Origin of the sequence: Luteimonas rhizosphaericola (genome assembly GCF_029888045.1) — a bacterium.
GTDB lineage: Bacteria > Pseudomonadota > Gammaproteobacteria > Xanthomonadales > Xanthomonadaceae > Luteimonas > Luteimonas rhizosphaericola.
The window spans coordinates 527131-543356 of sequence record NZ_JARXRN010000016.1 but is presented as its reverse complement, the minus strand read 5'-3'; the positions used below and the strand labels follow the sequence as shown (position 1 = coordinate 543356).

The following is a 16226-nucleotide window of genomic DNA, read 5'->3' as shown; positions in this document are numbered from 1 at the left end:
GCGCGCGTCAGGAGGCTGTCCCCCAAGCGGGTCCGGCGCGCGGCAGGGTGAGCCGCCGCGCGGGCGATCATGGCATCAGGGCGTACCGGCCTGCGCCTCGGCGTAGCGCGCGAAATTGTCGAGGATGGACTGCCAGCCGTCGCGCTGCACCTCGGCCGGATGCTCGGATTCGGCGTCGAAGACGGTGCGGACGAGTACGCCGCCTGCGGCCGGTTCGAACTGCACGGACACCTCGCGGCCGTCGTCCATGCGGTATTCGATCAGCGTGTGCGGCTGCACGCGGGTGTAGGTGCCCTCGAAGTCGAAGCCCATGCTGCCGTCCTTCGCCTCCATGCGGGTGGTGAAGCGGCCACCCTCGCACAGGTCGACCTCGCTGCGCGGCGAGTGCCAGTCGTCGCTGGCGGCGTTCCAACGGACGATGTGATCGGGGCTGTTGTACAGCGTCCAGGCGGTGGCGGGGTCGGTGTGCACGAGGCGTTCGACGGTGATCTTCATGGCGGGCTCCGGTCGATAGTGCGGCGCGCCGTGCGCCGCGATCGAGTGGACGACGCACGGACGGGCGCGTTCTCGACATCGCCAGCGCATCGTGGCGCGCCGGCGTCGCGTTCCGCGCGACGGGCTGCGGCCACCGTGTCGAGAACGGCGCCTGTGCTTCGTCGCATCGCCGACGACAGCCGGTGTCCTGCCGCTGCTACCATCCCGACCGCGTCCGAGAGGCGATGACCGCATGAGCCGAGACCCGACGACCACCGCCGAGCTGCCCGCGCCCGACGCCGGCGCGGAAGCGCCGCGTTCCGCCTGGGCCGCGCTGCGCGAGGCGATCCGCGGCACCGGCGCCGACTACACCCGCATCCCGCTGCGGCGCGCGGTGTTCCTGCTGGCGGTGCCGATGGTGCTCGAGCTGGTGCTGGAATCGACCTTCGCCGTGGTCGACATCTTTTTCGTCGCGCGCCTGGGCGCCTCCGCGGTCGCGACCGTGGGGCTGACCGAAACCTACCTGTTCCTGCTGTATTCGGTGGCGATGGGCCTGGCGATGGCGGTGACCGCGGTGGTCGCGCGCCGGGTGGGCGAGGGCGGCGGCGAGGAGGCCTCGGTATCGGCCGCGCAGGCGCTCTGGATCGCGCTGCTGGCGTCGGTGCCGTTCGCGGTGGCCGGCATCGTCTGGGCGCAGGACCTGCTGCGGCTGATGGGCGCCGACGCCTGGGTGATCGAGCACGGCTACCGCTACATGCAGTGGATGCTGGGCGGCAACGCCGTGATCATGCTGCTGTTCGTGATCAACGCGATCTTCCGCGGCGCCGGCGACGCGGCGATCGCGATGCGGGTGCTGTGGGTGGCGAACGCGCTCAACATCGTGCTCGACCCGATCCTGATCTTCGGCCTGGGTCCGATCCCCGCGCTGGGGCTGGAGGGCGCGGCCATTGCCACCAACATCGGACGCGGCGCGGGCGTGGCGATGCAGCTGTGGATCCTGTTCCGCGGCGGCCGCCACATCCGGGTGACCTTCGCGCACCTCGGCCTGCGCGCGGCGGTGGCCTGGAACATCGTGCGCACCTCGCTCGGCGGCATCGGCCAGATGATCGTCGGCATGACCTCGTGGATCTTCCTGATGCGCATCCTCGCCGGACTCGGCAGCGAGGCGGTGGCTGGGGCGACGATCGCGCTGCGGATCCTGATGTTCGCGCTGATGCCGGCCTGGGGCATGTCGAATGCAGCAGCCACGCTGGTGGGGCAGAACCTGGGGGCGGGCCAGCCCGGCCGCGCCGAGGCGGCGGTGTGGCGCACCGGCTGGTACAACATGGTCTACACCGTGGTGGTGTCGATCGTGTTCTTCCTGTTCCACGACGCGCTGATCGGTGTGTTCACCAGCGATGCGCGGGTGATCGAGGTCGGCGGCGAGTGGCTGCGGATCCTGTCGTACTCGTGCTTCGTCTACGGCTGGTGGATGGTGGCGGTGCAGGCCTTCAACGGCGCCGGCGACACGGTCACCCCGACCCGGATCAACGTGGTGTTCTTCTGGCTGATCCAGATCCCGCTGAGCTGGGCGCTCGCGGTCTCGCTCGGCTGGGGACACTCGGGCGTGTTCTGGGGCGTGTTCGTGTCCGAGACCTCGGTGGGCCTGTTCACCCTGTGGCTGTTCTCGCGCGGGCGCTGGAAGACGGCGGTCGTCTAGCGGGGGCCAGGCAGGTGCCGGCGCCCTCCCACCGATCCCGCTATCCTCGGTGCCGGACACGCCATGTGGGAGGTGACGCGTGGGGAACCGGAGACCGTGGTGGCTGGGCGTGCTGCTGGCCTGCGCCTGGTGCGCGCAGGCGGCGACGCCCGGGCCGCTGCTGCAAGCCTACGCCCGGGACGCGATCCGGCTCGATGGCCCGTGGAAGGCGATCGTCGATCCCTACGAGAACGGGTACTACGACTACCGCTACCAGCCCTTCGACCAGCGCGCCGAGCCGCCCGCCGGCGCCTACTTCACCGATTCGAAGATGCGCGACCCGGGGGACCTGGTCGAGTACGACTTCGACCGGGCGATGTCGCTGCAGGTGCCCGCGGACTGGAATACCCAGGACCCGCGGCTCTACTACTACGAGGGCAGCGTCTGGTACCGCCGGACGTTCGACGCCCCCGCGCGCGGGCCCGGCGACCGGGTGTTCCTGCATTTCGGGGCGGTGAACTACCGCGCCGACGTCTACCTCAACGGCCGCAAGCTCGGCGTCCACGAAGGCGGCTTCACGCCGTTCCATTTCGAACTGTCCGGGCACCTGCGCGAACGCGGCAACTCGCTGGTGCTCAAGGTCGACAACCGGCGCCGCGCCGAAGGCGTCCCCACCCTCAACACGGACTGGTGGAACTACGGCGGCATCACCCGCCCGGTGTCGCTGCTGGTGGTTCCGGCGGTGTTCGTGCGCGATTACCGCATGGCGCTGGCGTCGCTAGAGGACCGCGCGGTGTCGGCCAGCGTGCAGCTCGATGGGGCGCGCGGCGGCGAGCGGGTCACCCTGGCGGTGCCGGAACTGGGAATCCGGGAGAGCGCCGTCGCGGATGCGGACGGATTGGCGAGCTTCCGGTTCCGCGCGCCGGACGCGGAGCTGTGGACGCCGGAACGGCCGCGCCTCTACACGGTCCAGATCGCCAGCGGATCGGACCGGCTCAGCGATCGCATCGGCCTTCGGACGGTGGGCACGCGCGGGCGGGAGCTGCTGCTCAACGGCCAGCCGGTCTTCCTGCGCGGCATTTCCATCCACGAGGAGTTCGCGGCCGACGGCGGTGGCCGCGTGCGCGACGCCGCCCAGGCCAGGCGCCTGCTGGAGTGGGCGAAGGAACTGGGCTGCAATTTCGTGCGCCTGGCGCACTATCCGCACAACGAGGAGATGGTGCGGCTGGCCGACGAGATGGGCCTCATGGTGTGGTCGGAGATCCCGGTCTACTGGACCATCGACTGGGACAACGAGGACACCTACCGCAACGCGGAGGCCCAGCTCGCGGCAATGATCCAGCGCGACCGCAGCCGCGCCGCGGTGATCGTGTGGTCGCTCGCCAACGAGACGCCGGTGTCGGAGCCGCGCAACCGCTTCCTGTCGCGCCTGGCCGCGACCGCGCGCGGGCTGGACGACACCCGTTTGTTGAGCGCCGCGATGGAGAAGCACTACCGCGAGGACGATCCGGAAGTGGCGGTGGTCGAGGATCCACTCGCCGAACTGGTCGACCTGGTCAGCTTCAACCAGTACATCGGCTGGTACGACGGCCGCCCGGAGAAGATCGATCGCGTGCGCTGGGAGATTCCCTACGACAAGCCGGTGTTCGTGAGCGAGTTCGGCGCCGATGCGCGCCAAGGCCGCCACGGCGAGGCCGGCGAGATCTGGACCGAGGAACACCAGGAAGACCTGTATCGCAGGACCCTGGCGATGCTCGAGCGGATCGACGGCTTCGTCGGCACGTCGCCGTGGATCCTCGCCGACTTCCGCTCGCCCCGGCGGCCGCTGGCCGGCATCCAGGACGGGTTCAACCGCAAGGGGCTGGTGTCCGAGACCGGCGCGAAGAAGAAGGCCTTCTTCGTGCTGCAGGACTACTACCGGCGCAAGGCCGTGGAATCGCGCTGAGCGATCGCGCGCCGCGTGCGAACGGAGCGGCGCGGTGGGTTCCGCCGCGAGGTGCAGTGGCGGGCACATGCCTGCATGGCGATGCCGTCGGCCCGGCAGGTGCCACGCCCGCCACTCCGCTCAGCGGGCGAGGCAGTCGCGGTAGCGCGCATCTACGCGCTCGGCGAACCAGGCCGTGGTGAGCTCGCGGGTGATCTTGGGGCTGTCGAGGCGGATGTCGGGGATGCGCGCGCGCGGCAGCGGGCGCCCGGCCGCGGCCTCGGCGAGCGCGAAGACGCGGATGGCCAGGTCGCCGTCGCCAAAGTCGAGCCGGTCGCCGCGTTCGAGTGCGCGCCGGATCGCGTGGTCGTCCATGCCCAGCTGCGGGGAAAGCGTCCGCACCGCGCGTTCGGTGCTGCCCGGGCGATCGAGCGGCGCGCCGGGCACCAGCAGGTCGCCGTCGAGCGCGAGCGGGATGCCGGTGGCTTCCGACACGGCCGCCTGGAAGGCGGCGTTGCGGCTGGCGTACCAGCCGGCGTTGTAGTCGGCGAAGCGGTGCACCTTGCGCGTGTACGGCGTGTCGTAGCCGAGCAGGTGGGCGATGCCGAAGTAGAGTCCGCCGCGGCGGCTGAAGACTTCCTCGCGGATCGAGCCCGGTATGGGATAGGGATAGCCGTCGGCATTCGCCTCCGCGAACGCGATGCCCACCTGCATCGCGCCGCCGGTCTGCACCGGGTTGCGGCCGGCGAACAGGCGCCGGCCCATGGGCACGCGGCCGATCATCTCCTCGTACAGTTCGCTGAGTTCGCGCTCGGTACGCACGGCCGCGAGCCGTTCGCCGTAGCTGCGGCCATCGGTCGACGGCAGACGCAGCGCCGTGTCCACCAGCAGTCGCGGCACGTGCAGCGCCGATGCGCGACGAGCGATCTCCTGACGCGCCACGCGGGGCAGGTTGGCCACGACCGGGTCGGCCACGTAGCCCGACTCCTGCTCGATGACCGCCAGCACCGCGCAGATGTTCTCGGCATTGGGCACGATGCGCTGCGCGGCGAATGCCACCTGAATGTCGCCCGCCCAGCCGGTGCGGTCCGCGATCCGCGCCGGGATGCGGCGCGCGATGTCCGCGCGCACATCCGCCGGGGGTGGCCCCGGTGGCGCCGCCGGACGCGTCGCGCAGCCCGCGAGCACGGCCGCCAGCAGCCATGCGCCCGTGGCCGCGGCAACGCGTCGCCAACCGCCGCCGCGCGCGCCGCGCCTCACGCGCCACCCCGCGTGCGCGCGAGCAGCAGGCCGTAGACCAGCAGCGAGAGCACCACGTAGATCGCATCGACGGTGGCGCGCCGCGTCGGTCGGTCGCGGCTGCGGGTCAGGTCGATCAGCAGCTGGCGCAGCAGGAAGGTGTAGAGCACGTAGTACAGGAACGGCACCACGTGCACCTGCCACGGATAGTCGCCGATGCGGCGTCCGAAGCGTTCCAGGATCCAGCCGACCTGGGCATAGATGCCGAGGACGCCGAGGGCCGCGTTGATCAGCATCCAGCGCACCTGGTCGCGGCCGAAGATCACGTGGTAGAAGACCAGGTACACGGTGATGGCGAGCCCGCCGTGCAGGTAGAGGAACAGCAGGTCGGGACGGTCGCTGCCGTAGGCCATGGCGAAGCCGGAGAATCCGAACATCGCCATGTGCACGCCGAAGAAGGCGTAGATGATCAGGCCAGGGCCGGTGCGTCCCGTCGCTGCGGCCCTTGGCGCAGTCGCGACTGCGGCGCGGCGCGTGGTCATCGCGGGTGCTGCGCGGGGGGCGCGGCGCGACGGTACACGCATGCGGCACGCGGCGGCACCGGCCTCCAGCGACGCAGCATCAGGTCGGCTGGCCCGGGAACGCCTGCAGCGCCGGGTCGATCCGCGCCCAGGGCGGCGCGGATGCGGTCCAGATCACCGCCGTCGGCCGCACGCCGGCAGGATCGTCCAGCGTGCCGACCCGGATCACCATCGCCTCCAGGTTCTCCAGCGACTCGCTGAAGACCTGGGTTCCGCACTCGCCGCAGAACGATCGCCGCATGTGGCGGCCGCTGTCGGCGCGGCTGTCCCAGTGCCGCAACGTGCCCTCGCATGCCACCGCCGCGCGCGGCACGACGATGTTCACCGCCGCATTGCCGCACGACCAGTACTGGCAGTCGCGACACCAGCACAGGCGGGTCGCGAGCGGCTCGGCCTCCAGCGTGTAGCGGACGGCGCCGCAGCGGCAGCCTCCGGTCCTGCGCATGCGCGTCTCCCACCCGGGTTCCAGGGCCGCCATGGTGGCACGGCGCGCATCCGGGCGCATGCGCGCTGGCGCGCAGGACCGGGCGCGGTCAGCGTTCCAGTTCGACCACGCTCTCGAAGCCGCCGAAGATCATGCGCTTGCCGTCGAAGGGCATCGGATTGGTGGACGGGTCCATGCGCGGATCCTCCATCATCTTCTTCATGCCGGCGTCGCGGGTGGCCTTGTCGGGCCATTCGATCCACGAGAACACCACGGTTTCCTCGGGCGTGGCCTGCACCGAGCGGCGGAAGTCGGTGACCTTGCCGTCGGGCACGTCGTCGCCCCAGCCTTCGATGACGCGGGTCGCGCCGTACTCCATGAAGACCGGATCGAACGTGCGGGCATGGTCGATGAACTTCTGCCGGTTGGCGGTGGGCACCGCGATCACGAATCCGTCGATGTAGGGCATGTGGATCTCCTGTCGGCAATGGACGGCGGGCGCCGTCGGGTCGGGTGCGCACCGGGGCCTGGCCGGGGGGCATGGGCAGCGGCACGCGGCTTACGATCCCACGACGAGTCGGCAGGAGCCGATTCGACACCGTGTCAGGGGTCGGTTCTGGGCTGACTCCCGGCCGGCACCGGTGCTGCAGGGAGGGCGCGCCGACCTGGAACCGACTCTGCCCAGCCGGCCCCGCGGGCCCGCTGCCGCAGCACGGGGACCCCTCCCCGAGGATGCGCCGGTCCCTCCCGAAGCGGATCCCGGCCGGGGGCGGCGGAGCGGAAGCGCATGCTCCGCTGCGCGGCTTCCCGGTGCGATGATGCCGACCTCCTTCGTAGCCGGGAGTCGCGGGATGCAGACCTGGATCGTGCTGCTGCGGGCGGTGAACGTCGGCGGTACCGGCAAGCTGCCGATGGCGGAGCTGAAGGCGTTGTGCGAGCGCGCCGGCTTCACCGACGTGCGCACCCTCATCGCCAGCGGCAATGTCGTACTCCGCGGCGCCGGTGGAGAGCGCGAGGTGAAGTCGCGGCTGGAAGCCGCGCTGACCGCCCATGTGGGGCAGACGGTCGGCGTGCTGGTGCGCAGCCCGGACCAGCTACAGGCGGTCCTGGAGGACAACCCGTTCCCCAACTCTCCAGCCAACCGCGTGCTCGCGATGTTCCTGGATGCGCCGCCGGCCGGGGACGCGCTCGACGGCGTGCGTCACCTAACGGTCGAGCGCCTGGCGCCGGGCACCCGCGAGATCTACATCGACTACATCGACGCGGAGACGATGCGGCGGTCGCGGATGGTGCTTCCGGTGGCGCGCGAAGGCACCACGCGCAACATGAACACGATCGCCAGGCTGGTGGCGATGGCGCAGGGCTGACGGACAGGCGTCGCGCCCGGGGCGGCCGGTTCATCGCGCGTTCGACTCGCAAAACGGCGCCGTCCTACACTGGAGCACCCGCCCCGAGGGGCACCGGCCGATGGTGATCGGATGCTCCGGTGTCCGGAACCCATGCCATGCGCAAGCTGTTCGCTGCCGTCTGCCTCGTGAGCCTGCTGCTGGTGGCCGGCTGCCGCGCGCAGCAGGCCGCCGAGACGCCCACCACCGTGCAGGTGGACAGCCCGGAGGAGGGCGGCGCGGTCAGCACCGCCCCGGTGCAGGTGGCCGAGGAACCCGTGCCGGAGTCCGAGCCGGAGCCGGATCCGGTGCCAGGCGAGCCGATCGACGTGGACTGGTCCCCGCTGGAACTCCCGCCGGGCACGGTGTCGTTGAGCTGCGAGCTCGATTACGCCCGCCAGGGCGACGGCGAGCCGCTGGCGGCGCTGGACCGCGAGGCGCTGGCGGCCGCGCTCGAACCCTGTGCCGAGCGCGGCGTGCTGCGCCTGCGCTACGTCGGCAAGATCGACGCCGGCTTCGTCCAGGTGATGCAGCGCGTGACCCACCTGGCCGATGAGCACGGCATCGCCAAGCGCGTGCTGGATCTGGATTCCAGCGGCGGCATGGTCGAGGACGCGATCCGCGCCGGCGACCGCATCGCCGAGTCGCGCTGGACCGTCTGGGTCCGCGAGGGCGCGGTCTGCCACAGCGCATGCGTGTTCGTGCTGGCGGCCGGCGACGTGCGCATGGTGAGCGGGCGGGTGGGCATCCACCGCATCATCCGCATGAGCTCGACCGCGACCACGCGCGCCGAGCTCAACCGCGAGCTGCGCGTGGTGTACGACCGCGTGCGCGACTACCTCGAGCGCAACGGCGCCGCCACCGCGGTGGCCGACATGATGATGGCCGTGCCCAACCGCAACCTGCGCCTGCTGGCCGCCAACGAGCTGACGCTCTACGGCCTGGACGGCATCAACCCGGCCCAGGACGACCTCGACCGACTGCGCCTGATGCGCAAGTGCGGCGAGGACTTCGTGGTCCGGCGCGACGCGTTCGCGCGCGCGTTCGACGCCCGCTGCAAGTCGCCGGGCACCGACCTCGAAGGCCTCAATGCCTGCGGCCTGGAGCTGCGCAAGCGCTACGAATTCCCCGACAGCACCTGCCCGGCGGAAAGCCCGCTGTCCGAGTTCGACGCCCTGCTCGCGGCCGAGACGCCCGAACAGGCCGGCCTGCGCGGGAGCGATGCGGACACGCGCGAGGAACAGGAACAGCGCGAACGCGCCAGCGCCGCGCGCGGTGGTGCGGGCGGGCCCTGAGGCTCAGCCGGCGGCCGCCGGCTCGTCCTCCGCGCAGGCGAGGAAGCCGCCCGACTGCCGCGCCCACAGCTGGGCATAGATCCCGCCCGAGGCCACCAGTGCCTCGTGCGTGCCCTGTTCCACGATCGCGCCGCGCTCCATCACGATCAGGCGATCCATCGCGGCGATGGTGGAGAGCCGGTGCGCGATCGCGATCACCGTCTTGCCTTCCATCAGCCGGTACAGGTTCTCCTGGATCGCGGCCTCGACTTCCGAGTCCAGCGCCGAGGTGGCCTCGTCGAGCACCAGGATCGGCGCGTTCTTCAGCAGCACCCGCGCGATCGCGATGCGCTGGCGCTGTCCGCCGGACAGCTTGACCCCGCGTTCGCCGACGTGCGCGTCGTAGCCGCGCCGCCCCTGGCTGTCGGCCAGTTCGAGGATGAACTCGTGCGCGCGCGCCTGGCGCGCGGCCTCGACCATCTCCGCCTCGCTCGCATCGGGGCGGCCGTACAGGATGTTGTCGCGCACCGAGCGGTGCAGCAGCGAGGTGTCCTGGGTGACCACGCCGACCTGCGCCCGCAGGCTGTCCTGCTGCACGTCGGCGATGTCCTGGCCGTCGACCAGGATGCGGCCCTGTTCGCGGTCGTGGAAGCGCAGCAGCAGGTTGACCAGGGTCGACTTGCCCGCGCCCGAGCGCCCGACCACGCCGATCTTCTCGCCGGGGCGCACGTGCAGGTCGAGGTGGTCGATCACCCCGCCGGCCTTGCCGTAGTGGAACCCGACGCCCTCGAAGCGGATCTCGCCACGCACGCGCGCCAGCGCCGGCGCCCCGGGCGCGTCGTCCACCGTGGGCGGCAGCGAAATCGAGCCGATGCCGTCGTGCACGGTGCCGATGTTCTCGAACAGTGCCGACAGTTCCCACATGATCCACTGCGACATGCCGAGGATGCGCAGCACCAGCGCCACCGCCACCGCGATCGCGCCGGCCGACACCGCGCCGCCGTGCCACAGCCACAGCCCCAGCGCGACCACCGCGAACAGCAGCGCCATGTTCATCGCGTACAGCAGGCTGTAGACGCGGGTGGCCAGCCGCATCTGCGGGTGCACGGTGGCCAGGAAGCCGTCCATGGCCTCGCGCGCGTAGGCCTGTTCGCGGCGCGAGTGCGAGAACAGCTTGACCGTGGCGATGTTGGTGTAGCTGTCGACGATGCGGCCGGTCATCGCCGAGCGCGCGTCGGCCTGGGCGCGCGAGATGCGCTCCATGCGCGGCACGAAGTGGCGCATCAGCAGGCCGTAGGCGACCATCCAGCCCACGAACGGCAGCATCATGCGCCAGTCCGCGCTGCCGGCCACCGCCAGCGTGCCGGCGAAGAACACGACGATGTACACGCCGATGTCGAGCAGCTTGATCACCGTCTCGCGCACCGCCAGCGAGGTCTGCATCAGCTTGGTGGCGATGCGCCCGGCGAATTCGTCCTGGAAGTAGCCCATCGACTGCCGCAGCAGGTAACGGTGCACGTTCCAGCGGATCCGCATCGGGAAGTTGCCGAGCAGGGTCTGGTGCTGCACCAGCGAGTTCAGCACCACCATCAGCGGCAGCGCGAACAGCACCAGCAGGCCCATCCACAGCAGGCGCGCGCCTTCCTCGCCCAGGAACGTGGCCGGCGTGGTGGCGCCGAGGCGGTCGACCAGCGAGCCGACGTAGGCGTACAGCAGCAGTTCGGCCGCCGCGATCCCGCCGGTGGTCAGCGCCATCAGCAGCAGCCAGGGTTCGGCGCCGCGGGTGTAATGGCGGCAGAACGCGTACAGCGTCCGCGGCGGCTGCGCCGGCGGGTCCTGCGGGAAGGGGTCGAGGCGGGATTCGAACCAGCGGAACATGAAGGCCTGGCGGGGACGGGGAGGGCGGCATTGTCGCCGATCCGTCGCGCGCGCCGGCTGCGCCGCGGCGTCCGGTCTCATGCGGTCAGCACGGCGATGCGTCCGAGGTGATGCGCCCCGACCGCGTCGAGTGCCTGCGGCAGCCGTTCCAGCGGAAACCTGCGCGAGACGTGCGGCACCAGCGGCCCGCGTTCGACCGCGGCGTGGAACGCGTGCATCGCGTCGCCCCGGTAGCGCGGACCGAACGCCGACGCGGACAGGCCTGCGCGCTGCGGCAGGTCGATCTCGACGCCGCGCGGCCAGGCGACGCGGCTGCCGGCCGGCAGCGCTGCGAGCAGTCGCGTCGCGGCGTCGCCGCCGGCGGTCAGGAGGGCGAGCACGGCGCGCCCGTCGGCGAAGCGCGCCACGTCGTGGTCGAATCCGCGCTGGCGGCCATCGGTCGCCGCATCAGCACCCATGCGCAGCGCGAGCTGGACGCCGTCGGCGCCGGAGGCGACCGCACACGTGCGCAGCCCGAGGTTGGCGGCGAACTGCAGTACGAAATGCCCGGCGCCACCGCTGGCGCCGAACACTACCAGCGCATCACCACGGCGGGCCTGCAGCGCCTCGTGCAGTCCCTGCCACGCGAGCGCGCCGTCCACCGCCAGCACCGCGGCCTGGTCCATCGACAGGCGCGGCGGTGCGGGCCAGCACAGGTCGGCGTCGAACAGGGTGAACTCCGCATAGCAGCCCCGCCTGGGCGCACGCGCGGCGACCAGTCCGTACACGCGGTCGCCTTCACGGAACCCGGTGACGCCGGGTCCGGAGGCCACCACCACGCCCGCGCCTTCCGATCCGCCCACATGCGGAAACGGCGGCGCCTGCGATGGCCCGCGCGCGAACGCGCCATCGCGCTCCAGCAGGTCCCAGCGGCCGACGCCGGCCGCGTGCAGCCGCACCAGCAGCTGGCCTGGGCCGGGCACCGGGATCGGCAGCGTGCGGGCGGTCGGGGCGGCGCCGGGGCGCGGGAACGCCATGGCGCGCATGCCGGAGGGGTCGGTGTCGAAGCGTCGGGCGGGCTGCATGCGGCATCCGGGTTGAGTCGCGGTCCGGATCAGGCTAAAACGTCAAGTAAGGTCGAGGTCAAGGGCGGATCGCATGGGCGCTGGGACATCGGGTCGCGGCACGGAAACGCCGGGGCGCGAGATGACGGTCGGCGAGGTCGCCGCGCGCAGCGGCGTGCCGGTGTCGACGCTGCATTTCTACGAGGCGCGGGGGCTGATCCGCAGCGGCCGCACCGCCGGCAACCAGCGACGCTATGCGCGCGACGTGCTGCGGCGGATCGCGGTGATCCGGGTGGCGCAGCGGACCGGGCTGCCGCTGGCCTCGATCCGCGAGGCGCTGTCTTCTCTGCCGGACGGGCGCACGCCGACCGCCGCGGACTGGAGCCGGCTGTCGGCCCGCTGGCGTGCCGAACTCGATGCGCGCATCGCACGCCTGACCCACCTGCGCGACGACCTCGACGGCTGCATCGGCTGCGGCTGCCTGTCGCTCAAGCAGTGCCCGCTGCGCAACCCGGGGGACCGCATGGCGGAGTTCGGCCCGGGCGCGAACACGCTCGACCGCGACTGAGCGACGCGCTCAACGCCCCCCGCCACCCCCGCCGCCGCCACCCCCGCCCGAGAACCCGCCGCCACCGCCGCCCGAAGCACTGCCCGGCGGCGTGGACGAGGAGGCGATCTGCGAGGTCAGGCTGCTGCCGATCGCCTTGGTGAAGCCGCCGATGTCGCCGATCGAACCGGTGCCGTTGCTGCCGTGGTACCAGGTCATGGCCGATGTCGCCGCGGCGGCGGCGGCCGCGCCTACCGCGAGCGTGAACCGGCGCGTCCAGGCCTCTTCCACGTCCAGCGCCACGGCGTACGGCAGCAGCGCCTCGAAGCGCCGCGCGTCGAGCGCGGGCTCGGCCTCGTCCGGCGCGCGCAGGCGCTGCAGGTCGGGCTGCTCGGCCACGCCCAGGTAGCGGCGCAGCCCTTCGATGTGGTCCAGCACCTGGCGGCCGGCGCGCGTCGGCGCCCGCACCAGGAAGGCGAACACCACCACGGTGACGATCATCAGCCCGATCGGGACGAGGAACAGCAACCCCGCGCCGGTTGCGGCGCCGATCGCGAATGCGGCACCGGAGAACACCAGCGCGATCAGCAGCGCGATCAACGAACTGCCGCCGTGATGGTTGAACATCGTGCCCTTGAAGCGCCGGGCGAGTGCGGCGGTGTGGGACGAGATCGCGGACTGCAGCACGCTGGCGCTGTCCTTGTCGAGCTCGAGCGTGGTGCCCTGCTTGAACAGCGCGCCCAGGAGCGTGGCCTGCTCGGTCCCGGATGCGTCGCGGGACGCATGGCCCGCGGCCCGCTCCAGCCGCCAGTGATCCTTCAGCAGGCCCTTGTCGCGCTCGATCACCAGCGAGCGCCTGACCGCCAGCCCCAGCACGTCGGCGGTGAAGCAGCGGGTGTCGTAGCCCATGTTGCGGATGTAGCGCAGCCCCGCCGGGGAGATGCCGTCGGGCGGCGTGTAGCGCGCGATCACCGTGCCGGCGGGCGGATCGCGCCCCACCTTGCGCCAGCGCAGCACGCACCACGCCAGCAGCACCACCAGTCCGAACAGCGCGACCAGCAGCGCGCGGTTGTCGAGCAGCAGCCAGCGCAGCCGCTGCGCCGCCGTCGGCGCGGCGACCACGCCCTTGGGGAAGGAGAGCACGATCGTCAGGCCTTCGCCCGGCGCCAGCGGCGCTTCGAGCTGCCAGCGCGCCTGGCCCGGCGCGGGCGTGGTGGCGGTGAACGCCTGCCCGCGCGCGCCCTGCGGTCCGGTGTAGCCCTCGGCCGCGAGCTGCGCCACCGGCACCGGTTCGGGCAGGGTGGCCTGCACGCTGCCGCGCTCGATGGGGAAGCGCCAGCCGGTGCCGATCGCGTTCCAGTACAGCTCGTCGTGGTCTTCGAAGAAGCCGAGCTGGCGCGTGGTGCGATAGCGCAGCGTGTAGGTGACGCTGGCGGGCACGGGCAGCAGGTCGTCGTTGCCGGTATTCACCACTACGCCGTTGCGGCCGGTCTCGGTGAACCACGGCTCCGGGCGCCCGTCGCGCAGCACCTCGAGCACCTCGAACCCGACCACGACGCGGTTGCCGGCGCGGTCGCGGTAGCGGGTGGGGAACTCGCGGTAGATCCCTCTGCGGATCTGCTGGCCCTCGGCCCGCACGCGGATGCGCTCGGTCACCTCCAGGCTGGCGTCGGACCGAACCGCGACGTCGATGTCGTAGGACTCGATGCGTTCCTGCGCGGCCAGCGGCAGGGCGACCGCCAGCAGCCACGCGCACAGCAGGACGGGAAGGCGCAGGCGGGCGATGGTCATGGCAGCTCCACGCGCACGGCGGCGCGCTGGGCGTCGCCGGCTTCGAAGAAGTCCTCGGCGGCGAAGCCGGCCAGGCGCGCGACCAGCAGGTCGGGCACGCGCTGGGTGGCGTCGTTGTAGTCGCGCACCGCGCCGTTGTAGAAGCGGCGCGCGTACTGCAGGTGTTCCTCCACGTCCACCAGGTCGCGCTGCAGCTGCAGGAAGTTGTCGCTCGCCTTGAGCTCGGGGTAGGCCTCCTGCAGCGCGACCAGGCGGCCGAGCGCCTGCTCCAGCGCGTCCTCCACGCCGGCCAGGCGCGGCCGGCTGGCTTCCGACAGCGCCTGCGCGCGCAGGGTGGTGACCGCCTCGAGCACCGCGCGCTCGTGGCCGGCATAGGCCTGCACCGACGACACCAGCGAGGGCACCAGGTCGTGTCGCCGCATCAGCTGCACGTCGATGTCGGCCCAGGCGGTCCTCACCTGGTTGCGCAGGCGGACCAGGCGGTTGAACACGAGGATCGCCCAGGCGAGCAGGGCGAGTCCCAGCAGCGAGAGCGACAGCAGCGGCAGGCTCATGGGGCTCCGGTATCCGAAGGTGTGCAAGGTCCGTTCAGGACGCACGCGCCGGGCGCGACGTGACCGACAGGGTAGCGGACCGCCCGGTCCGCAGGCATTCCCGAGGGTCACTGCATGTCGCCGGACGGGCGGTTACACTCGACCGCCCCGACGCATCGAGACCCGCCGACCATGAACAGACTGCGCCTGTGTTCGACCCTCGCCGCCCTGGCCCTGTGTTCGGCCGCGTTCGCGCAACAGCCGGCGCCGCAGCCCCAGCCGCGTCCGGCCGCGCAGCCGGCGCAGGCCCAGGCGCCGCAGCCGGAGATGGAGCAGCTCACGCCCGAGCAGCGCGCCGCGCTCGCCAAGCAGGATGCGGAGATGGGCCAGGCCGCGCTGCAGGTGATGCAGCTGGTGGACGCCAACCGCATCGGCGAAGTCTGGGACGGCGCCTCCGCGATGATGAAGCAGGCCGTCACCCGCGACGAATTCATCAAGCAGGTCACGATCGACCGCAACCGCCTGGGCGCCGCCTCCACGCGCGCCAACCCGCAGGTCAGCCGCTCGCTGTTCCGCGCCGGCCAGCAGGTCCCCGAAGGCCTGTACATCAACGTGCGCTCGGCGACCAAGTTCGCCAACCAGGCGCAGCCGGTGCGCGAGCTGGTCTCGTTCCGGCTCGACGAGGACCGCGTCTGGCGCGTGTCGGGCTACAGCCTGCGCTGATCGTGCCGCGGCCGCGCTCGCGGCAGGGCGCGTCCGCCCGCGGGCCCGCCGCGTCCGGTCACGGCGATGAGGCCATCGGGGGCGACGGCGACACCTCGCCCGCCTCCAGCGTGAACCGCCCGTCGCTGCCGACGCGGTAGCGCGCGCGGTAGCCGGGACCCGCGTCCGCGCCGCGGCCGGTGTCCTCGCGGATCGCGAAGCGGTCGGGCGCGGCGATGTCGTAGTCGCGGCGGTAGTAGATGCCGCGGCCGCCGACCAGCAGCTGGTCGACCAGCGCGCCGCTGGCCCGCGAGGTGCTGAACAGCACATCGTGATGGCGATCGTCGAGATCGAAGCCGCTGTCCACACGCAGCAGCCAGGTGTGCGCGTCGCCCACAGACCCGAGCCGGAACAGCTGCACGCGCTCGCGCGGCAGCGAGTCGAGGACCAGGGTGCCGTCCTCCTCGTGGTGTGCGAACACCCGTCCGTAGGCGCGGTCGAAGGCCGCGGGCGATTTCAGCGGACCCGCGCCGAACAGGCCGAACACGCAGCCGACGACGGAGGGCGTCGCCGGAGGATGCTCATGCATGAGCGCGAAGCCCTCGTCCAGCGGCAGCGGCAGCGACACCAGCGCGGTGGGCATGCAGTGCACGACGCGGACGTCCTGCGGGTTCGCAGCCTCCCCGGATGGCTGCGCCGCAGGCGGCGGCGCGGGCGCGCCGCAGGCGCATAGGGCCAGCAGCACCATGGCAG

16 protein-coding genes are annotated in these 16226 nt (G+C 72.0%); 6 read left to right on the top strand and 10 right to left on the bottom strand.

What is annotated here, in order from left to right:
* Positions 1–75: 75 nt before the first annotated feature.
* Positions 76–495 (bottom strand): SRPBCC family protein, encoded by a 420-nt coding sequence (locus QFW80_RS03750; RefSeq protein ID WP_280599870.1) that lies wholly within the window; start codon positions 493–495, stop codon positions 76–78.
* Between the two features lie 232 nt (positions 496–727).
* Here QFW80_RS03750 and QFW80_RS03745 point away from each other — a divergent pair, with 232 nt between their 5' ends.
* Entirely contained in the window at positions 728–2173 is a 1446-nt protein-coding gene (locus tag QFW80_RS03745) for an MATE family efflux transporter (RefSeq protein WP_280599868.1), read from the top strand.
* Positions 2174–2252: 79 nt separating this feature from the next.
* Positions 2253–4097 carry a glycoside hydrolase family 2 protein gene (locus QFW80_RS03740; RefSeq protein ID WP_280599866.1) on the top strand — a complete coding sequence of 615 codons (1845 nt, stop codon included), beginning with the start codon at positions 2253–2255 and terminating at the stop codon, positions 4095–4097.
* A gap of 120 nt (positions 4098–4217) precedes the next feature.
* Here the strand turns inward: QFW80_RS03740 and QFW80_RS03735 are convergent, their stop codons facing one another.
* The 4 genes from QFW80_RS03735 to QFW80_RS03720 form a co-directional block, all read right to left on the bottom strand.
* On the bottom strand, positions 4218–5276 hold the full coding sequence (locus QFW80_RS03735) for a DUF1615 domain-containing protein (RefSeq protein ID WP_280599954.1): 1059 nt from the start codon (positions 5274–5276) through the stop codon (positions 4218–4220).
* Between the two features lie 56 nt (positions 5277–5332).
* On the bottom strand, positions 5333–5857 hold the full coding sequence (locus QFW80_RS03730) for a hypothetical protein (protein WP_280599864.1): 525 nt from the start codon (positions 5855–5857) through the stop codon (positions 5333–5335).
* A 79-nt stretch (positions 5858–5936) separates the two neighbouring features.
* Positions 5937–6341, bottom strand: a complete 405-nt coding sequence (locus QFW80_RS03725) for a GFA family protein (protein ID WP_280599863.1) — start codon at positions 6339–6341, stop codon at positions 5937–5939.
* 88 nt (positions 6342–6429) lie between these two features.
* On the bottom strand, positions 6430–6789 hold the full coding sequence (locus tag QFW80_RS03720; protein WP_280599862.1) for a DUF1428 domain-containing protein: 360 nt from the start codon (positions 6787–6789) through the stop codon (positions 6430–6432).
* Between the two features lie 382 nt (positions 6790–7171).
* Here QFW80_RS03720 and QFW80_RS03715 point away from each other — a divergent pair, with 382 nt between their 5' ends.
* Together QFW80_RS03715 and QFW80_RS03710 are read left to right on the top strand one after the other, a co-directional pair.
* Positions 7172–7687 (top strand): DUF1697 domain-containing protein, encoded by a 516-nt coding sequence (locus QFW80_RS03715; RefSeq protein ID WP_280599861.1) that lies wholly within the window; start codon positions 7172–7174, stop codon positions 7685–7687.
* A 137-nt stretch (positions 7688–7824) separates the two neighbouring features.
* A complete protein-coding gene (locus QFW80_RS03710; RefSeq protein ID WP_280599860.1) occupies positions 7825–9000 on the top strand; it encodes a hypothetical protein in 1176 nt (391 codons plus the stop codon).
* Positions 9001–9003: 3 nt separating this feature from the next.
* Here the strand turns inward: QFW80_RS03710 and QFW80_RS03705 are convergent, their stop codons facing one another.
* Entirely contained in the window at positions 9004–10857 is a 1854-nt protein-coding gene (locus QFW80_RS03705) for an ABC transporter ATP-binding protein (RefSeq protein ID WP_280599859.1), read from the bottom strand.
* A gap of 77 nt (positions 10858–10934) precedes the next feature.
* Positions 10935–11921 carry a quinone oxidoreductase family protein gene (locus QFW80_RS03700; protein WP_280599858.1) on the bottom strand — a complete coding sequence of 329 codons (987 nt, stop codon included), beginning with the start codon at positions 11919–11921 and terminating at the stop codon, positions 10935–10937.
* A gap of 73 nt (positions 11922–11994) precedes the next feature.
* Here QFW80_RS03700 and soxR point away from each other — a divergent pair, with 73 nt between their 5' ends.
* On the top strand, positions 11995–12468 hold the full coding sequence (gene soxR, locus QFW80_RS03695; protein ID WP_280599857.1) for a redox-sensitive transcriptional activator SoxR: 474 nt from the start codon (positions 11995–11997) through the stop codon (positions 12466–12468).
* Between the two features lie 9 nt (positions 12469–12477).
* Here the strand turns inward: soxR and QFW80_RS03690 are convergent, their stop codons facing one another.
* Both QFW80_RS03690 and QFW80_RS03685 read right to left on the bottom strand, forming a co-directional pair.
* Positions 12478–14238, bottom strand: a complete 1761-nt coding sequence (locus QFW80_RS03690; RefSeq protein ID WP_280599855.1) for a DUF2207 domain-containing protein — start codon at positions 14236–14238, stop codon at positions 12478–12480.
* Positions 14235–14792, bottom strand: coding sequence for a LemA family protein (locus QFW80_RS03685; protein WP_280599853.1), 558 nt, complete (start codon positions 14790–14792; stop codon positions 14235–14237). Before QFW80_RS03685 ends, QFW80_RS03690 begins: the two co-directional genes overlap by 4 nt.
* A gap of 171 nt (positions 14793–14963) precedes the next feature.
* On the opposite strand from QFW80_RS03685, the gene QFW80_RS03680 reads away from it, so the two are divergent.
* Positions 14964–15494 carry a DUF4019 domain-containing protein gene (locus tag QFW80_RS03680; RefSeq protein WP_280599852.1) on the top strand — a complete coding sequence of 177 codons (531 nt, stop codon included), beginning with the start codon at positions 14964–14966 and terminating at the stop codon, positions 15492–15494.
* A gap of 58 nt (positions 15495–15552) precedes the next feature.
* Here QFW80_RS03680 and QFW80_RS03675 read toward each other — a convergent pair whose 3' ends face one another.
* A complete protein-coding gene (locus tag QFW80_RS03675; protein ID WP_280599850.1) occupies positions 15553–16116 on the bottom strand; it encodes a hypothetical protein in 564 nt (187 codons plus the stop codon).
* Positions 16117–16226: the final 110 nt, after the last annotated feature.